The sequence below is a fragment of the Streptomyces sp. NBC_00887 genome (genome assembly GCF_045207585.1).
In genome coordinates, this window is the sequence record NZ_CP108788.1 from 6244333 (window position 1) to 6262753 (window position 18421).

The following is an 18421-nucleotide window of genomic DNA, read 5'->3' on the forward strand; positions in this document are numbered from 1 at the left end:
GCGTCAGGGGGCGGGGACGTCCGGCAGGCCGGTCGGCAGCTTGCCGGGATCGGTCTTCGTCAGGGTGTCCTTGGCTCCGGCGTCCCAGGAGACGACGAGCGTCTTGCCGTCGTTGGACTCGATGGACCCCATGGTGCGGTCCTTGTTCCCGTCGGTGCACGTCAGCGCGAGCATCACCTCGCCCATGTCCTTCACATCGCCCTGGCAGACGTGCTGGTCGGCGACGAGCGCCACCTTGCCCGAGGCGACGGACAGGGCGACGGCCTTGCCGTCGGACAGACCCGCCCACGTGCCGTCCAGCGCCGCCGCTTCCGCGCCCGGGGTGCCGCTGTCCTCGCTGCCGGTGCCGGGTGTCGCGCTCTGCCCGGCATCCGATCCGGTGCCGGAATCCTTCCCCTTGCCGCTGTCGTCCCCGCTGCCGCACGCGGTCAGCGTGAGAGCGGCGACGAGGCCTGCGGCGAGGACTGCGCCGGAACGTACGAGCCTGTCCATGTGAAGATCCCCCTTGTTGATTCGCGGGCAAAAGTCCGCGCCAAGCTACCAGGGGAGAACGGAACAACTTCCGGAAGAGGGAGCCGAATAGGCGTGCCGTTCGTCTCTCTCTCAGCAGGGGCACGCCGGCCGGCCGGGAAAGCTGTAATCGCGCGCATACCCCCCGTGCACGTGCATCTGCTCATGCATTGGCATATGAACACAGCTATGATCCGAGCTAGTTGACACTTGCACCTTGCAACTCGGGGAGCGTCCTGTGCACCACGTGTACAACGGCATGGCGGCCACAGAGCTTCGCGGAGTCGTCTGGCAGAAGAGCAGACACAGCAACTCCCAGGGGTCCTGTGTGGAGTTCGCGAAACTGCCCGGCGGGAATGTGGCGATGCGCAACTCGCGCCACCCCGACGGGCCCGCCCTCGTCTATACGCCGGCCGAGATAGAGGCGCTGCTGCTGGGCGTCAAGGACGGGGAGTTCGACCATCTGGCGACGGGCGGCTGAAAGAACCAGCTGCGCCGCCCTGCCTACACGCTGTCGGAAATTGCCTCGGCCGGTACCGCGCTGCCGAGGAGTGGGCACTCCGGAGCCGCACCCTCCGCCGCGGTCCTGTCCGACAGGCGGAACAGTGCCCAGACCACCTTGCCGCGGTGCGCGCCGGCCGTCTGCTGCTCGCCGCCCAGTACGGGGGAGGGGTGCCAGCCCCAGCCGTCGCTGAACGACTCCACCAGGAAGAGACCCCGGCCCGATTCGGCCGAGTCGGCGGCCTCGCCCGCCACCGGGCTCTTGTCGCTGGGATCGCGCACCGCGCACACCAGTCGTGAGGTCCAGCGCATGAGATGCAGCCGCACGGACGTGTCCTGGCGCTCACACGCGAGGTCGGCGGGAAGGGCGTGCCGCAGCGCGTTGGTGACCAGTTCGGAGACGACCAGGGCGACATCGTCGAAGCGGTCGCCGAGATCCCACGAAGTCAGAGTCGTACGGGTGAACTTCCTCGCGCCGCCCACCGCCTCGAACCGGGCCGGCAGCGCGCAGGAGGCCGAGCCCGCGACCGCCGAGGGGTCGATGGGTGGAAGCCCCTGCCGTAACGGCTCGAGCATCGTCGATCCATTCGTCCCCATGCGAGGCACTCCCGGGATTCGCGGCTGTAGCGGCACTGCTGGTTGCAGCGGTACTGCGGGGTACAGCGGCACAACACGAACGAGCACGCAGGTGCGCGAGGACCATGGTTCCGAATGCGCACGGCAGATGCAAGGGCAGATGCACGTGCACGCGCCGGACCTGCCCGGTAGCGTGCCGGTTCTGACTCATTTCTTCCGGCATCAAGTTTCGGAGCTTTCCGGAACTCTTGCCATTTCCGTAATCGAATGAGTACGGGCTGAAGCGTTTTGGTGGCAGAATCCGGCTCCGGGGTTCGGGGGGACCCCGGAGTCCGGGAAGCGATGGGGAGGGTTGGACCAGTGCCGGCAGGCGAGTCGAGTGGATCTGTGGTGCGGCGCATCCTGCTGGGCTCACAGCTCAGGCGCCTGCGCGAGTCGCGCGGCATCACCCGTGAGGCGGCCGGCTACTCCATCCGCGCCTCCGAATCGAAGATCAGCCGCATGGAGTTGGGACGGGTGAGCTTCAAGGCCAGGGACGTCGAGGACCTGCTCACGCTGTACGGAGTCACGGACGAGGCGGAGCGGGACTCCCTCCTCGGCCTGGCCCGTGAGGCCAACGTGGCGGGCTGGTGGCACAGTTACGGAGATGTGCTGCCCGGCTGGTTCCAGACGTATATCGGTCTGGAGGGGGCGGCCTCGCTCATCCGGATCTACGAAGTCCAGTTCGTCCACGGCCTGTTGCAGACCGAGGCGTACGCCCACGCCGTCGTCACGCGCGGCATGCGCGGCGCTCCCGCGGCGGAGATCGACCGCCGGGTCGCGCTGCGGCTGGCGCGTCAGAAGGCACTCGTCTCCGAGCGGGCGCCCCGCTTCCACGCCGTGCTCGACGAGGCGGCGCTGCGCCGTCCTTACGGGGAGCGCGACGTGATGCGTGCCCAGTTGCGGCATCTGATCGACATGTCGGAACAGCCGAACATCACGCTCCAGGTGATGCCTTTCAGTTTCGGAGGCCATGCGGGCGAGAGCGGCGCATTCACCATGCTGAGCTTTCCGGAATCCGATCTGTCGGACATTGTCTACTTGGAGCAGCTGACAAGTGCGCTCTATCTGGACAAGGCCGAGGAAGTCGCCCAGTACGAAAAGGCCATGGCCCGGCTCCACGAGGAGAGCCCGGGGCCCGAAGAGAGTCGGGATCTCCTTCGCGGACTCCTTCAACTGACGTGATTCGCACGTACGATGAGCTACCGACAGGAGTCTGCGCCTGCAGTAAGGGATTGCATGTCCTTCTTCAATGAACTGGCCCACCAGTACATCGACGGCGAGTGGCTGACCGGAAGCGGCTCGTGGGACATCATTGATTTCAATCCTTACAACGGCGAAAAGCTCGGTGCCATCACGGTGGCCACCGCGGCGGAGGTCGACCGGGCCTACCGGGCTGCCGAGCGCGCCCAGACCGAGTGGGCGGCGGCCATGGCGTACGACCGCAGGGCCGTTCTCGAAAACGCCGTACGCCTGGTGGGCGAGCGCCGCAACGACATCGTCGAGGCGATCATCGACGAGCTCGGCGGCACGCGGTTCAAGGCCGAGTACGAGGTCGATGCAGCCCATGAGTTCCTGCGCGAGGCGGTCCGGCAGACGCTCCGCCCCTCGGCGAGGCTGCTGCCCTCGGTCGCCGACAGCAAGGAGAACCGGGTCTACCGGCTGCCCGTCGGTGTCATAGGCGTGATCAGTGCCTTCAATTTCCCCTTCCTGGTGACGATGAAGACGGTCGCCCCCGCTCTCGCGCTCGGCAACGCGGTGGTGGTGAAGCCCCACCAGAACGCCCCGATCGTCGGCGGAGGACTGGTCGCCAAGATCTTCGAGGACGCCGGGCTGCCGGGCGGGCTGCTCAACGTCGTGATCACCGACAGTGCGGAGATCGGCGACGCGTTCATCGAGCACCCCGTACCCAAGGTGATCTCGTTCTCCGGCTCGGACCGGGTGGGGCGCCATGTCGCGGCCACCGCCGCCGGGCTCTTCAAGAAGACCATCCTCGAACTGAGCGGCAACAGCGCCCTGGTGGTGCTGGAGGACGCGGACGTCGACCACGCGGTCCGGGCGGCCGTCTTCAGCCGCTTCCTGTACCAGGGGCAGGTCAGCATGGCCGCCAACCGCATCCTGGTCGACCGGTCGGTCGAGGCGGAGTTCACCGAGCGGTTCACCGCGGCGGTCGCCGCGCTCACGACAGGCGACCCGCACGACCCGGACACCCGGATAGGTCCGGTCATCAGTGAGTTCCAGGCCGACGCGCTCAGGACGCTGGTCGACGAGGCGATCGCGGCGGGAGCGACCGCGCTCGTACGGGGCCGTACCCGCGGCAGTCTCGTCGAGCCCACCGTGCTGTCCGGCCTGCCGGACGACTCGCCGCTGCTCGAGCAGGAGATATTCGGCCCGGTCGCACTTATCGTGCCGTTCGACGGCGAGGACGAGGCCGTACGGATCGTCAACGACAGCCCCTACGCGCTGAGCGGCGCGGTGCACACGGCGGACGCGGAGCGCGGGGTGCGGTTCGCCCGGCGCATCAGGAGCGGGATGTTCCATGTCAACGACGCCACCGTGCAGGATGATCCGCTGGTCGCGTTCGGCTGCGAGAAGATGTCCGGCATGGGGCGGCTGAACGGGGAGGCCGCGGTGGAGGCCTTCACCACCCAGAGGTGGATCTCGATCCAGCACGGGCGAACGGCTTTTCCTTTCTGACACCCGCGGGTTGGGGGCGGAGGCCGGCCTGATGGGTCCGTACGTTGAGAGGGTAGGCAATACCGTCACGTACCACCGAAGGCAGGCATCATGGTCACCCATGTTCCCTCAGAGGCCCCCGGCGACGAGCGCGGTGCGCTCCTGGCCTTCGTCGAGGCGCAGCGCGGTGCTATCCGGCGCTCCGTGCTGGGGCTCACCGAGGAGCAGGCGGCAAGTCGGCCCAGCGCCAGTGAGCTCTCCCTGTCCGGGCTGGTCAAGCACGTGGCCGAGACGGAGCTGAACTGGCTGCGGATGGCCCAGCAGCTGCCGAACGAGAGGCAGCGCGACGCGGAGACCTGGGCCGACAGTTTCCGCCTCGTCGGTGACGAGACGGTTCCCCAGGTGGTCGCGTTCTGGGCGGAGGTCGCCGCGGAGACCGAGGCCTTCATCCACGGGGTCGACAGCATGAACGACACCTTCCCGCTCCCCGAGGCGCCCTGGTACCCGAAGGACGAGCGCTGCTCCATGCGCTGGCTGCTGGTCCATCTCGTCGAGGAGACCGCACGCCATGCGGGGCACGCCGACATCATCCGCGAATCGCTGGACGGCAGGAGCGCCCTCCAGCTGGTCGCGGAGGAAGCGGGCTACCCTAGTCAAAGTTGAATACAAGGGGTGGGTGGTATGTCCGCGATCCGGCTGCTGGTCCTCGGTGCCGTACGTCAGCACGGCCGCGCGCACGGCTATCAGGTCCGCAACGACCTCGAGTACTGGGGCGCGCACGAGTGGTCCAGTGCCAAGCCGGGCTCGATCTACCACGCGCTGAAGCAGATGGCGAAGCAGGGCCTGCTCCTCGCGCACGAGACCGCCCCCTCCACGGCCGGCGGCCCGCCCCGTACCGAGTACGAGATCACCGAGCGGGGCACCGAGGAGTTCCTTTCCCTGCTGCGCGCGTCGCTCACTTCGTACGACCAGAACATGGACGTGCTCTCGGCGGGCATCGGCTTCATCGTCGACCTCGAGCGGTCCGAGGCGGTGGCCCTGCTCCGTGAGCGCATCGCCGCCATCGAAGGCTGGCGGGCCTCGGTCACGGAGTACTACACGCCGTCGGACGGCCCCGAGTCGCTCGGGCACATCGGCGAGATCATGCGTATGTGGGTCCACTCGGCGGACGCGGGTGCCGAGTGGACCCGCGGTCTGATCGAGCGGATCGAGGGCGGGGCGTACACCTTCGCGGGTGAGGGGGAACCCTTCGTCGGGGTGCTGTCCGAGGGTCAGGAGAACCCGTTCGCGACAGGGATCCCTGATCCGGGCGACGCCGTCTAGTCAAGTTTGACGAATGCTGCCGGATGGCTTACCTTCGACGAGCTAGTCAAGTTTGACTACGTGATCCGGAGGGCTGGTGGGATCGTGAGCGACGCGATCGTCGTCGAAGGACTTCACAAGCGGTACGGGGCCAAGCAGGCCCTGGACGGACTGGACCTCATCGTCCGCAGGGGCGCCGTGCACGGAGTGCTCGGCCCCAACGGGGCGGGCAAGACCACCGCCGTACGCATCCTGTCGACCCTGCTGAGGCCCGATGAGGGCCGGGCCGAGGTGGCGGGGTTCGACGTGCGGGACAAGGCCGCCGAGATCCGCCGGAGGATCGGGCTGCTCGGGCAGAACGCGGCTGTCGACGAGGAGCTGGGCGGCCGGCAGAACCTGGAGATGTTCGGCCGGCTCTACCACCTGGGCGCACGCCGCGCGGGCGTGCGGGCCGACGAGCTCCTCGAGCGGTTCGGGCTCGCGGACACCGGACGCAAGGCGGTCAAGCAGTTCAGCGGAGGAATGCGCCGCCGCCTCGACCTGGCCGCGTCGCTGATCACGGATCCGGAGGTGCTCTTCCTGGACGAGCCCACGACCGGACTCGACCCGCGCGGCCGGACCGAGGTGTGGAGTGCCGTGCGCTCACTGGCCGCGGGCGGCACGACCGTACTGCTGACGACGCAGTACCTGGAGGAGGCGGACCAGCTGGCGGACCGGATCTCGGTGATCGACAAGGGCAGGGCCATCGCGGAAGGGACGGCCGACCAGCTCAAGGCGATGGTCGGCGGCGACCGCATCGATGTGGTCGTCCACGACGCGGCCCGGCTCGGTGCCGCCGCGCGACTCCTGGGCGAGGGCGTGAGCGTGGACGCGGACCGGCGGCTGCTCAGCGCCCCGGCTCCGGACCGGATGGCGACCCTGGCCCGGACGGTACGGGCACTGGAGGGGGCGGGCATCGAGGCGGAGGACATCGCGGTGCGCCGCCCCACGCTGGACGAGGTGTTCCTGTCCCTGACCGGGACGGACGAAGCGGTGCACATGGCAACGGAAGCGGCGGTGGCGGTATGAGTACGGCAGCGGCGGGAGCGGGTGGCATCGGCTGGGCGCTGGCCGACTCCTGGACGATGACCCGGCGCGAACTGGCGCACTGGGCACGGCAGCCGGTGCAGATGGTCGTCGGCCTGGTCTTCCCGGTGATGCTGCTCCTGATGTTCAACTACCTGGTCGGTGGAGGCCAGGGCGTCAACGGGGACAACACCGAGTTCCTGGTGCCCGGCATGCTCGCGCTCACCATGGCCTTCGGCCTGGAGGGGACGATGCTCGCCGTCACCCAGGACCTCAACAAGGGGGTCGTCGACCGGTTCCGTTCCATGCCGATGGTCTCCGGCACGATCCTGGTCGGACGGAGCGTCGCGGACATGCTCCAGTCGGTGGCCGCGCTCGCCGTGATGATCGGTGTGGGATACGCGGTCGGCTGGCGCTGGCACAACGGGCCGGCCGCCGCACTGGGAGCGGTGGGGCTGCTGCTGCTCCTGCGGTTCGCGATGCTGTGGATCGGCATCCACCTGGCGATGGTCGCGGGGAAACCGGAGATGGTGCAGGCGGTGCAGATCCTGGTCTGGCCGATCGGTTTCCTCTCCAACGTCTTCGCGTCGCCGGAGTCGATGCCGGGCTGGCTGGGCGCGGCCGTCGAGTGGAACCCGATGTCGGCCACGGCGACGGCCGTGCGCGACCTGTTCGGCAACCCGGGCGGGGCCGGGGGATCCTGGGCTGCCGAACACGCCGAACTGCTCGCGGTGGCCTGGCCGGTGGCTCTGACGGCCCTGTTCTTCCCGCTGGCCGTACGGAAGTTCGCCCGGCTCAGTCGCTGACCTGCGCAGTCCTCAGTGGTGGAAACCGGTCTGCGGTCCGTGCTTGCGGCTCAACGGGCCCGACTGGCTGCGTAGTTCGGGAAGGAGTCTGCGCATGTCCTCGATGAGCAGCTCCGCGAGGTCCGAGGAGAATCCGTTGCGGCACACCACCCGCAGTACCGACAGGTCCTGGCGGTTGGCGGGGAAGGTGTACGCGGGCACCAGCCAGCCGTGCTCACGCAGCCGTCTCGACACGTCGAAGACGTCGTACGCTTCCACGTCGGACTCCGTCGTCAGGGCGAACACAGGAAGTTCGTCGCCCCGGGTGAGGAGCCGGAAGTCGCCCAGCGCCTCGAACTCCTCGGCCAGCCCGCGTGCCACATCCCGGGACGCCTGCTGAACCGCCCGGTATCCCTCCCGGCCCAGCCGCAGGAACGAGTAGTACTGCGCCACCACCTGCGCGCCGGGCCGGGAGAAGTTCAGGGCGAACGTCGGCATGTCGCCGCCCAGGTAGTTGACCCGGAAGACGAGGTCCTCGGGCAGTTCGGTCGGCGAGCGCCACAGGGCCCAGCCGACCCCTGGGTAGACCAGGCCGTATTTGTGCCCGGAGGTGTTGATCGAGGAGACCCGGGGCAGCCGGAAGTCCCACACCAGGTCCTCGTCGAGGAAGGGGGCCACCATCCCGCCCGAGGCCCCGTCCACATGGACGGGGATGTCGAGCCCGGTGCGCTCCTGGAGATCGTCCAGCGCGGCGCAGAGTTCGGCGATCGGCTCGTACGAACCGTCGAACGTCGAGCCGAGGATGCCGACCACGCCGATGGTGTTCTCGTCGCAGAGATCGGCGGCCGCCTGCGGGTCCAGATGGAAGCGCTCGCCGTCCATGGGGACCTGGCGGGGCTCGACCTCCCAGAACGTACAGAATTTGTCCCAGCAGACCTGCACATTGACGCCCATCACCAGATTGGGGCGTGCGGTCGCGGGATAGCGGTCCTTGTTCCTTGCTGCCCAGCGCCGCTTGAGCGCCATCCCGGCCAGCATGCAGGCCTCGCTGGAACCGGTGGTCGAGCAGCCGACGGCGGTCTCCGGATCCGGGGCGTGCCAGAGATTGGCGAGCATCGCCACACAGCGCCGTTCCAGTTCGGCGGTGCGGGGGTACTCGTCCTTGTCGATCATGTTCTTGTCGCGGCACTCGCCCATCAGCACATCGGCCTGGGGCTCCATCCAGGTGGTGACGAACGTGGCGAGGTTCAGCCGTGAGTTGCCGTCGAGCATCAGCTCGTCGTGGACGAGCCGGTAGGCGGTCGAAGGCGGCAGCGGACCGTCAGGCAGCTGGTGCGTGGGCGGCGCGGTGGCCATCGGTGCGGTCGGGTCCGCCTCCCCGAAGAAGGGGTTGAGGGCGAGTCTGCGCTGCTCGTCGGACGGGGCCTTGCCGTGGGAACCCTTGTGGAGAGCCATCTGCGGAAATCCCTCTCAGTTCTCGGCCGCGAGTCCGGCCTTGATGGCACGGGTGAACTTCACGACGCGTTCGGCCTGGACCCTGGCCGCGGTCAGGGTCTGCTCACCGACCGGGATGTCGCCCTGCCCCGCGACGTGCGAGGTGCCGTACGGATTGCCGTCGACGAATTTCGACGGGTCCGTGTAGCCGGGGGTGACGAGGATGCCGCCGAAGTGGTGGACCGTGTTGTAGAGCGCCAGCAGCGTGGACTCCTGGCCTCCGTGGGTCGTACTGGTGGAGGTGAAGCCGCTGTAGACCTTGTCGGCGAGCTTTCCCGCCTGCCAGAGGCCGCCCAGGGTGTCGAGGAACTGCTTGAGCTGGGCGGTGACGTTGCCGTACCGGGTGGGTGTGCCGAGGATCACCGCGTCCGCCCAGACCATGTCGTCCGGAGAGACCTCGGGGATGTCCGCCGTCGCCTTGGCGTTCGCGGCCCACGCCGGGTTGGAGTCGACGGCGGCCTGCGGGGCGAGCTCGGCGGCTCTGCGCAGCCGTACCTCGGCGCCGGCGTTCTCGGCGTCCTTCGCGATGGCCTTGGCGATCGCGGCGACGGTGCCGGTCGAGGAGTAGTAGACGACGGCGACGTTGACCGACGTGGGCATGCGGGAACCTCCGGGAAGCAGGTCGGGGGAGTGCGGGGCGGCCGGTCAGGTTTCGCTGATCACGGCCGCGGTTCCGTAGGCGCAGACCTCCGTGCCCACGTCGGCCGCCTCGCTCACGTCGAAGCGCATCATCAGCACCGCGTTGGCGCCGCGTGCCTTCGCCTGCTCGACGAGCCGTTCCATCGCCTGGTTGCGGGTCTCGACCAGGGTCTTGGTCAGCCCTTTCAGCTCGCCGCCGATCATCGACTTCAGCCCCGCGCCGATCTGGCTGCCGAGATGGCGGGAGCGGACGGTGAGTCCGAAGACCTCGCCGATGACTTGCGTCACCTGGTAGCCGGGTACGTCATTCGTAGTGACGACGAGCACGTCCGCCCGAGCCGCCTGTCCGCCGCCGTAGTCCTCAATGCCCATGGGGTGGCACCTCCATAGGACAGCTTTGCCCCGATTCGTACCGCACGCATCCCTGCTTACGCCACTGGAACCCAGAGGCGCCCCGCAGCGTTGGTAGCTTTGGAACGGCCACGCAGCCGCCATCGATCGATCCTGGAGCCCGGACCCTTGAATACGCTTGCGCTCGGCCCGAGCTGGCTGGACCCGGATTACCTGCTCAACACGTTCGGGCTTCCCGGCCTCCTGCTCATCGTCTTCGCCGAGTCCGGGCTGCTGATCGGCTTCTTCCTGCCGGGTGACTCCCTGCTGTTCACCACGGGTCTGCTGGTGACCACCGGCGACCTGAAGTACCCGCTCTGGCTGGTCTGCACCCTGGTCGCCCTGGCGGCGATCATCGGGGACCAGGTCGGCTACCTCTTCGGCCGCAAGGTGGGTCCGGCCCTCTTCAGGCGCCCGGACTCCCGTCTCTTCAAACAGGAGAACGTGGAGAAGGCCCACGAGTTCTTCGAGAAGTACGGACCGAAGTCGCTGGTGCTGGCCCGCTTCGTCCCCGTCGTCCGGACCTTCACGCCGATCATCGCCGGTGTGAGCCGGATGAACTACCGCTCGTTCATCACGTTCAACATCATCGGCGGCATCCTCTGGGGCGTCGGGGTCACGGTGCTCGGCGCCGCCCTCGGCAAGATCGACTTCGTGCACGAGCACATCGAGCTGATCCTCATCCTGATCGTGCTGATCTCGGTGGTGCCGATCGCGATCGAGTTCCTGCGCGCCCGCAGCAGGTCCAAGAAGGAGGCCGCGGCGGAGGCCCGGCGCGAGGACCGGGGCGAGGGCCGGGGCCCCTCCGGTGACGGCCCCGGCGCGGGCCCTTACGACAACGGTCCGTACGGCGGACCGGACAGCGGCCCCTACAACGGCGGCCCCGGTGCGGGTCCGTACAGCGGCCCGGGCAACGGTCCGTACAACGGTGGCCCGGGTGCTGGTCCGTACGACAACGGTCCGGGCAACGGACAGGGCAACGGGCAGGGTGGCGCTTCCGGCCAGCGCGGGCGGCACGCCAGGCGCTGAACCGTGCGTCCGGCGAGGCACACGGCGCCCTGATCCCGCTACGGGACGGGCGCCGTTCGCGTGTCAGAAGCCGCGGGTCCGCTTGGCCGCCCGGCGGGTCGGGCCCTCGACCGCTCCCGGTACCCGCATGAACAGCCGGGAGATCTCGCCCCCGAGATTCACCCCGATGGCGATGGCCAGCGCCGTCGCCACCGCGGTGGAGAGCGAGGCGAGGCCGGTGTCCAGCTCGTTCTGGGCCACACCCAGCAGACCGAAGTACGTCGCGGAGCCCGGCAGCAGCGGGCCGATCGCCGCAGTGATGAACGGCAGCGACGACGTGTACCGGTAGCGGGAGAACAACTGGCCGAACAGCCCCACCAGACCGGCCGCCACCGCCGTCGCCGCCACCGGTGAGATGCCGCCGGTACGGGCCATCGCCCCGTAGATGATCCAGGCCACGCCACCGTTGAGGGTCACGGCGAGCACGGTCGACCGCTCCTGCTGGAGCAGGATGGCGAAGGCCAGGCTGAGGGCCATCGAGGCCAGGATCTGCAGCACCGGCCGGTCGTTGGGCACGAACTGTGCTTCCGGGTTCAGCTCGGCACCGAGCTGGACACCCAGATAGAGCATCAGCAACACACCGGCGACGATGCCGATGAAGAAGTACATGACTTCGAGCAGCCGGGCACCCGCGGTGATGTAGTAGCCGGTCAGGCCGTCCTGCACTCCCGCCACCAGGGCGCGCCCCGGGAGCAGTGCGAACAGCCCACCGGTGATCACCGCGGACGGGCGGACATCGGTCGAATGGGTGAGGGTCAGCGCGATACCCATCGCGGCGGGCGGCATGGCGGCGGCCATGAACTGGTAGAACTCGGGCAGCCCGCGGCCGGCGCAGAGCCAGGCCAGCCGGTCCCCGAGCATCGCGCCGGCCGCTGCCACGATGAAGACCAGCACACCACCGCCGACCAGCACCGATGCCGAACCGGCGAGCAGGCCGGCCGAGGCTGTCAGCACCCAGCCCGAGTACGGGTGCCGGTTACGGCGGATCTCGGCGAGGCGCCGGTAGGCCTCCTCCAGCGAGACCTCGACGTGTTCCGTGGTGGTGATGTCGTCGATCAGCTGGAAGACGGCGGCCAGCCGGGTGTAGTCGGTACCCCGGCGGCGTACGGTACGGCTCGCCGTCACGGGGTCCTCGACCAGAGACGGCTGGTGCGAGATGGACAGCAGGGTGAAGGTGACCGTCGGCTCGCACCGGTCGAGACCGTACGAGCGCGTCACCGCGAACATGGCCGCCTCGACGTCCTCGGCACCCTCGCCGCCCGCGAGCAGCAGCTCCCCGATACGCAGCGTCAGGTCGAGCACTCGGGGGACCGCGGGCCCCGAATCGTCGGTCCTCTGCACGCTCTCGGGTGCCGGACGCTCGGTCACGGGCATCCGCAGCATCGTGCGCATCCGGTCCTGCCAAGGGGCTTCCTTGGTCAGCCGGACCATGGGAATGCCGTGCGCCGGAGTGAAGGCGGGCGGCTGATGCTGCGCGTTGTACCCGCTCGGCGGGACGAAGGCGGAGCTCAGGGCCTCGGCGGCCGCGCTCCCGCCCTGGCCGGAACCGGAACCCTGGCCCGTTCCCTGGGGCGCCGACGGATCGGTGTGCAGACCGGCCGGAAGGGCGAATTCCGATGTGGGGTGGTCGTCCTCCGACGGGGGCGATGGCTGCTCCACCCCGGCAGGTGGGACGAAGGCGCTGTGCGCCTCGTCGGACTGGGGCTTCTGGTCCTCCGGACCGCCCTGTTCCGCCACCACTCGACCTCGTTCCTCCTCGGCTGCGCGTGTCCCCGGCTGCGCTTCTGCCCAGTATGGGCACGGACATGGGCCGTCACGTGAAAGGGCGGCGCACCGGTGAAAGGTGCGCCGCCCATTCCTCGTACGGTCAGCTGGGCCGATCGGCCCGATGCGCCGCGATCCGTTCGGCTCCGCCCGGAAGCGGAACCGGAAGGATCACGTCAGTGCGCGCCGCCCTGCGCCTCGAGGCGCTTGTAGGAGGCCTCGATCTCGGCCTCGGCCTCGGTGCGGCCGACCCAGTCGGCGCCCTCGACGGACTTGCCGGGCTCAAGGTCCTTGTAGACCTCGAAGAAGTGCTGGATCTCCAGGCGGTCGAACTCCGACACGTGGTGGATGTCGCGCAGGTGCTCCACCCGGGGGTCGGACGCCGGGACGCACAGCAGCTTGTCGTCGCCGCCGGCCTCGTCGGTCATCCGGAACATGCCGATCGCGCGGCACTTGATGAGGCAGCCCGGGAAGGTCGGCTCCTCCAGGATGACCAGCGCGTCCAGCGGGTCGCCGTCCTCGCCGAGGGTGTTCTCGACGAAACCGTAGTCCGCCGGGTAGCTGGTCGAGGTGAAGAGTCGACGGTCCAGGCGGATCCGGCCGGTCTCGTGATCCACCTCGTACTTGTTCCGCGAACCCTTCGGGATCTCGATAACGACGTCGAACTCCACGGGTGGCTCCTCCATGATCAACACATACGACTGGTGGTTAAGTGTCCCTCACGCAGACGAGTGCTCGCGAAAGGGGCTGGTCAACGGTGGCCGAGCCGGTGGAAAGACCGTCGAACGAACCGTTGAACAGGTGGGACAAGTGGAAAGACTCGAAGTACGTGAAGCGCGGGAACGGGCCGAACGAATGGCGGTTCGTCGCAGGCTCCGCGGTGCTCGGCCTGGTGGTCGCCGCCGGTGCCGTGCTGGCCGCCGGTCCCTGGGACTCCGGTCAGCGTAAGGCCGAGCAGGACCGGGCGGTCGCCCAGGAGCGCGCAGGTGGCGCACATCACGGGCGGGCCGAGCCCACCGCGCCGGAGCCCGCACCCAGCGCCGTTGCCGTACTCGCCTCCCTGGGGGCCACGGCCGGGCTGACGGCCCCGGCGGGCGCGAGCGGTCTGAAGGCCGCCCTCACGCCCCTTCTGAACGCGCCCGCGCTCGGCACCGTGCGCACCGCGGTCGTCGTCGACACGGCCACCGGCGAGCAGCTGTACGCGCGCGGCGCGGCCACCCCCATGACCCCCGCCTCCACCGTGAAGATCGCTTCCACCGTCGCCGCGCTCTCCGCCCTCGGGCCGGGCCACCGCATCGCGACGACGGTCCGGGTGTCCGCGGACTCCCGCACGGTCACCCTCGTCGGCGGCGGCGACCCCACCCTCGACGAGGCCGCGCTGCGCGACCTTGCCGCCGACACCGCGCACGCCCTGCGTGACGGCGGCACCACGGCCGTCGAGCTGAAGTACGACACGTCCCGCTACTCGGGCCCCGCTCTGCACCCCATCGGCCCCAACGAGAACATCGCGCCCGTCAGCGCGCTCATGGTCGACGAGGGCCGGCTCGACGGCAGCGACCGCGGCCCCGCCCCCCGTACCGGCGACCCGGCCGGTGACGCCGCCCGCACCTTCGCGGACCTGCTCGACGAGGCCGGTGTCGCCACGGGGTCCGCCCCCTCCTCCGGGCGGGCCGGATCCGGGTCCAGGACCGTGGCCACACACCTCTCGGAGCCGCTCTCCGCCCTCGTCGAACGGGCGCTGACCAACAGCGACAACGACATCGCCGAGGCCCTCGTCCGCCAGACCGCTCTCAAGGCGGGCCGGCCGGCATCCTTCGCCGGAGGCAGGCGGGCCGTCACCGACCGGCTGAAGAAACTGGGCCTGCCGCTGGCCGGCGCGAATCTCGCCGACGGCAGCGGCCTGAACCGCGGTGACAAGGTGACGGCCGGCCTGCTCGCGGCCCTGGTGGCCCTCGCCGCCGACCCGGAGCACCCCGAACTCAGGCCCGCCCTCACCGGTCTGCCGGTCGCCGGCTTCACCGGAACGCTCGGCAGCCGCTACCCCGCGACCTCCCGCGGCACCGGCCTGATCCGGGCCAAGACGGGCACGCTCACGGGGGTGAACGCCCTCGCGGGAACCGCGGTCGACGCACAGGGCAGGCTGCTCGCCTTCGCCTTCCTGGCATCGGGCACCACATCCCCGCGCGAGGCGGAATCCTCTCTCGACGCCCTTGCCACCACCCTCACCAAAGGCACCCGATGAGCGGCTGACACCCCACCACCGGGGGGCCGTCTCACGTACGGTTGACGCATGACGAGCATCGGTGGTGCCGAGATGGTCGACTGGAATCTCGCGGTCGCGACCGCGACCCGGCTTGTACGGCCGGGTCCCGAGATCAGTCGCGAGGAGGCCCGCGCCGTCGTCGCGGAACTCCGCCGACATGCCAAGGCGTCGGAGGAGCACGTCCGTTCGTTCACCCGGATGATCCCGGAGGGGCACGAACCCGAGGACACCCCGGTCCTGGTCGTCGACCGGGCGGGCTGGATCAGGGCCAACGTCGCCGGCTTCCGTGAACTGCTGCGTCCCCTGCTGGGGAAGATGCAGGAAAGGCGTGGCAACGGCCCCGGCGGTGCCGTGCTCGGCGCGGTCGGCGGCAAGGTGACCGGTGTCGAACTCGGCATGCTGCTGTCCTTCCTCGCCTCCCGGGTGCTGGGCCAGTACGAGACCTTCGCGCCCGCCACCCGCGAGCTGCCCGCCGCCACCAAGGGCGGCGGCAGGCTGCTGCTCGTGGCCCCCAACATCGTCCACGTCGAACGCGAACTCGATGTCGACCCGCACGACTTCAGGCTCTGGGTGGCTCTCCACGAGGAGACCCACCGCACCCAGTTCACCGGGGTGCCCTGGCTCCGCGATCATCTGCAGGGCGAAATCCAGTCGTTCCTCGACGAGACCGACATCGATCCGATGACCGTTCTGGAGCGCCTCCGTGAGGCCGCCCAGTCCTTCTCGGGCAGCAGCCGCCCCGAGGGCGAGCAGGGGGAGGACGACGGCGGGCGCAGCCTCGTCGAGATCGTCCAGACGCCCGCCCAGCGCGAGATCCTCGGTCGCCTCACCGCGGTGATGTCCCTGCTCGAAGGCCACGCGGACTTCGTGATGGACGGGGTGGGACCCGAAGTGGTGGGTTCCGTCGCGGAGATCCGGGAGAAGTTCCAGCAGCGCAGGGCGCGCGGTGCGAGCCGTCTGGACCTGGCGCTGCGCAAGCTCCTGGGCCTCGACGCCAAGCTGCGGCAGTACCGCGACGGCGAGAAGTTCGTCCGGGCCGTGGTCGACGAGGTCGGTATGGACGGTTTCAATCGCGTCTGGACCTCGCCCAACACCCTCCCCACCAAGGCGGAGATCGCCAAGCCGGCGGACTGGGTCGCGAGAGTGCACCGTAAGGCAGATTCGTGATCATGGCCCGCCGGATGGCACCGGATTGCCCCTCCAATCACCCATCCGAGGGACCATAGGGGCATGGGAAGGCGTGCAATGCTCGATGGACAGCTTGGCTCTGTCACCATCGACGCACTCTGAGTAACGGGATCCTTCGTCCCGGCACTCCGAGGCACCCTCCCAGAACCTCACCGAAGGGCACCGGACATGGGTCCCCATCCTGCGGTCGCGGCGATACGCCTGGCGGTCCGCCGCGTACTCCACGACGTCGTCACCGACTACAACCGCCACATCGAACAGGCCGGCCGTACCGAGTTCGCGGAAGCCGGAGCCGGTCCGCGACGGGCCGCCCTTCCCGAACGGCCCGATACCCCGCTGGTGCTCGTCGCATGCTCCGGGGGCGCCGATTCGATGGCGCTCGCCTCCGCCCTCGCCTTCGAGTCGCGCAAGCTGCCCGTCAGGGCCGGGGGCATCACCGTCGACCACAACCTCCAGCCGGGCTCCGGGCTCCGCGCCACCGAGGTCGTCACCCGCCTCGCCGAGATGCAGCTCGACCCGGTCGAGGCCGTCGCCGTCCACGTCGGCCGCGACGGCGGGCCCGAAGCCGCCGCCCGTGAAGCCCGCTACGCCGCACTGGACGACGCCGCAGAGCGCCACGGCGCCGCCGCCGTCCTCCTCGGCCACACCCGCGACGACCAGGCCGAGACCGTCCTCCTCGGCCTCGCCCGTGGATCCGGCATCCGGTCGCTCTCCGGAATGGCCGCAGCGTCGGGCCCCGCGGGCCGCTACCGCCGGCCCTTCCTCCAGCTCGACCGGCAGACCGCCCGAAAGGCCTGCCTGGTCCAGTCGATCCCCGTCTGGGACGACCCCCACAACGTCGACCCCGCCTACACCCGCTCCCGGCTGCGCCACGAGGGTCTGCCCGCTCTGGAGAAGGCGCTGGGCAAAGGCGTGGTCGAAGCCCTCGCCCGTACGGCGCAGCTCTCCCGCGACGATGCCGACGCCCTCGACACCTGGGCGGCCGAGGCCGACCGCTCGGTGCGCGACGACGACGGACGCCTGGAGTGCGCCAAGCTCTCCGTCCTGCCGCCCGCGGTGCGCCGCCGGGTGCTGCGCCGAGCCGTGATCGACGCCGGATCCCCGGCCGGTTCGCTCTTCGCCCGCCACATCGAGGAGGTCGACCGGCTCATCACCGGCTGGCGCGGCCAGGGGGCCATCAACCTGCCCGGCCGCATCGAAGCGCTGCGGCAGGGTGGCAGACTGGTGATTCGGCAGAGCTGAAGCGCAAGCGGCTGAAGTGCAGGCGAGACGGCCGGTCCGGCCCGGGGAACAGCCCGGGTCCGGAAGGCAAAGAAAGAGACGCGGGTGAACGAGAAGGACATGGGCACCGACCTTCAGTCGGTGCTCCTCACCAAGGAAGAGATCGACGCGAAGCTCGTCGAGCTGGCCGCGAAGATCGACGCGGAGTACGCGGGCAAGGACCTGCTCATCGTCGGCGTGCTCAAGGGCGCGGTGATGGTGATGGCGGACCTGGCGCGCGCGCTGTCCACCCCGATCACCATGGACTGGATGGCCGTCTCCTCGTACGGAGCCGGCACGCAGTCCTCGGGCGTCGTCCGGATCCTCAAGGACCTCGACACCGACATCAAGGGCAAGCACGTCCTGATCGTCGAGGACATCATCGACTCCGGCCTGACGCTGTCCTGGCTGCTGACCAACCTCGGCTCGCGCGAACCGGCGAGCCTGGAGGTCTGCACCCTGCTCCGCAAGCCGGACGCCGCGAAGGTCGCGATCGACGTGAAGTGGGTCGGCTTCGACATCCCGAACGAGTTCGTCGTCGGCTACGGGCTGGACTACGCGGAGAAATACCGCAACCTCCCCTTCGTCGGCACGCTCGCCCCGCACGTCTACGGCGGCTGAGTCCCCGTCCGGACGCGGCGGACGGACGGGTGTGCCGCCCCGGCGTACGGAAGCGGCGTAAGGACCCGTCGCACGGACGAGGCGCGGGGACCCGGCCGAACCCGGCCGAACTCTGGGGAACCCTCGTCGCTTTCCCGCCGTTGGAGCCTTCGAAGGCCGGTTTGTCGGACGTCCCCTGCAGTCGCGGGTGACAATGCTGGGGTACCGTCCGAAGAACAGTCTTTTCTCACAGCAGCATTCACCTACGGGCAGGAGGGACGGGGCGTCTTCGCTCCGTATG

At 69.4% G+C, this 18421-nt stretch carries 18 protein-coding genes and 1 pseudogene; 12 read left to right on the top strand and 7 right to left on the bottom strand.

Translation table 11 applies throughout. The features are described from left to right. Positions 1-3 precede the first annotated feature (3 nt). Complete coding sequence (locus OG844_RS28595) at positions 4-492, bottom strand: hypothetical protein (RefSeq protein WP_406394139.1); 489 nt, start codon at positions 490-492, stop codon at positions 4-6. Between the two features lie 256 nt (positions 493-748). On the opposite strand from OG844_RS28595, the gene OG844_RS28600 reads away from it, so the two are divergent. Then, positions 749-991, top strand: a complete 243-nt coding sequence (locus tag OG844_RS28600; RefSeq protein WP_056793446.1) for a DUF397 domain-containing protein — start codon at positions 749-751, stop codon at positions 989-991. 23 nt (positions 992-1014) lie between these two features. Here OG844_RS28600 and OG844_RS28605 read toward each other — a convergent pair whose 3' ends face one another. Next, positions 1015-1608 (bottom strand): ATP-binding protein, encoded by a 594-nt coding sequence (locus OG844_RS28605; protein WP_406394141.1) that lies wholly within the window; start codon positions 1606-1608, stop codon positions 1015-1017. 321 nt (positions 1609-1929) lie between these two features. Between OG844_RS28605 and OG844_RS28610 the strand changes: the two genes are divergently transcribed. From OG844_RS28610 to OG844_RS28635, 6 genes are all read left to right on the top strand, one after another. After that, positions 1930-2811 (top strand): helix-turn-helix domain-containing protein, encoded by an 882-nt coding sequence (locus OG844_RS28610; RefSeq protein ID WP_406394143.1) that lies wholly within the window; start codon positions 1930-1932, stop codon positions 2809-2811. 54 nt (positions 2812-2865) lie between these two features. Continuing rightward, positions 2866-4323 carry an aldehyde dehydrogenase family protein gene (locus OG844_RS28615; protein ID WP_406394145.1) on the top strand — a complete coding sequence of 486 codons (1458 nt, stop codon included), beginning with the start codon at positions 2866-2868 and terminating at the stop codon, positions 4321-4323. A gap of 90 nt (positions 4324-4413) precedes the next feature. Next, positions 4414-4965: a DinB family protein gene (locus OG844_RS28620; protein ID WP_406394147.1), complete on the top strand. Its 552-nt coding sequence runs from the start codon at positions 4414-4416 to the stop codon at positions 4963-4965. A gap of 18 nt (positions 4966-4983) precedes the next feature. Continuing rightward, entirely contained in the window at positions 4984-5625 is a 642-nt protein-coding gene (locus OG844_RS28625; protein WP_406394149.1) for a PadR family transcriptional regulator, read from the top strand. A gap of 84 nt (positions 5626-5709) precedes the next feature. Further along, the gene (locus OG844_RS28630; protein WP_406394151.1) at positions 5710-6672 is read left to right on the top strand and encodes an ATP-binding cassette domain-containing protein; all 963 of its coding nucleotides are present in this window, start codon (positions 5710-5712) and stop codon (positions 6670-6672) included. Next, positions 6669-7475 (top strand): ABC transporter permease, encoded by an 807-nt coding sequence (locus OG844_RS28635; protein ID WP_406394153.1) that lies wholly within the window; start codon positions 6669-6671, stop codon positions 7473-7475. Before OG844_RS28630 ends, OG844_RS28635 begins: the two co-directional genes overlap by 4 nt. Before the next feature lie 12 nt (positions 7476-7487). On the opposite strand, the gene OG844_RS28640 is transcribed toward OG844_RS28635, so the two are convergent. The 3 genes from OG844_RS28640 to OG844_RS28650 are packed head-to-tail and all read right to left on the bottom strand — an operon-like array spanning position 7488 to position 9959. Next, positions 7488-8909: a glutamate decarboxylase gene (locus OG844_RS28640; protein WP_406394155.1), complete on the bottom strand. Its 1422-nt coding sequence runs from the start codon at positions 8907-8909 to the stop codon at positions 7488-7490. Positions 8910-8924: 15 nt separating this feature from the next. Then, complete coding sequence (gene wrbA, locus OG844_RS28645; protein WP_406394157.1) at positions 8925-9548, bottom strand: NAD(P)H:quinone oxidoreductase; 624 nt, start codon at positions 9546-9548, stop codon at positions 8925-8927. A 45-nt stretch (positions 9549-9593) separates the two neighbouring features. After that, the gene (locus OG844_RS28650; protein WP_406394159.1) at positions 9594-9959 is read right to left on the bottom strand and encodes a YbjQ family protein; all 366 of its coding nucleotides are present in this window, start codon (positions 9957-9959) and stop codon (positions 9594-9596) included. A gap of 147 nt (positions 9960-10106) precedes the next feature. Between OG844_RS28650 and OG844_RS28655 the strand changes: the two are divergent. Beyond that, a pseudogene (locus tag OG844_RS28655) lies at positions 10107-10805 on the top strand (DedA family protein); the annotation flags it as partial. Between the two features lie 264 nt (positions 10806-11069). Here OG844_RS28655 and OG844_RS28660 read toward each other — a convergent pair. Next, on the bottom strand, positions 11070-12785 hold the full coding sequence (locus tag OG844_RS28660; RefSeq protein ID WP_406394161.1) for a threonine/serine exporter ThrE family protein: 1716 nt from the start codon (positions 12783-12785) through the stop codon (positions 11070-11072). Positions 12786-12985: 200 nt separating this feature from the next. Continuing rightward, entirely contained in the window at positions 12986-13480 is a 495-nt protein-coding gene (locus OG844_RS28665) for an inorganic diphosphatase (protein ID WP_014155500.1), read from the bottom strand. An 86-nt stretch (positions 13481-13566) separates the two neighbouring features. Here OG844_RS28665 and dacB point away from each other — a divergent pair, with 86 nt between their 5' ends. From dacB to hpt, 4 genes are all read left to right on the top strand, one after another. Continuing rightward, the gene (gene dacB / locus OG844_RS28670; RefSeq protein ID WP_406394162.1) at positions 13567-15051 is read left to right on the top strand and encodes a D-alanyl-D-alanine carboxypeptidase/D-alanyl-D-alanine-endopeptidase; all 1485 of its coding nucleotides are present in this window, start codon (positions 13567-13569) and stop codon (positions 15049-15051) included. A 48-nt stretch (positions 15052-15099) separates the two neighbouring features. Beyond that, a complete protein-coding gene (locus tag OG844_RS28675) occupies positions 15100-16239 on the top strand; it encodes a zinc-dependent metalloprotease (RefSeq protein WP_406394163.1) in 1140 nt (379 codons plus the stop codon). Positions 16240-16428: 189 nt separating this feature from the next. Continuing rightward, complete coding sequence (gene tilS / locus OG844_RS28680; protein WP_406394165.1) at positions 16429-17502, top strand: tRNA lysidine(34) synthetase TilS; 1074 nt, start codon at positions 16429-16431, stop codon at positions 17500-17502. 99 nt (positions 17503-17601) lie between these two features. After that, on the top strand, positions 17602-18141 hold the full coding sequence (hpt, locus tag OG844_RS28685) for a hypoxanthine phosphoribosyltransferase (protein WP_329215242.1): 540 nt from the start codon (positions 17602-17604) through the stop codon (positions 18139-18141). Positions 18142-18421 lie beyond the last annotated feature (280 nt).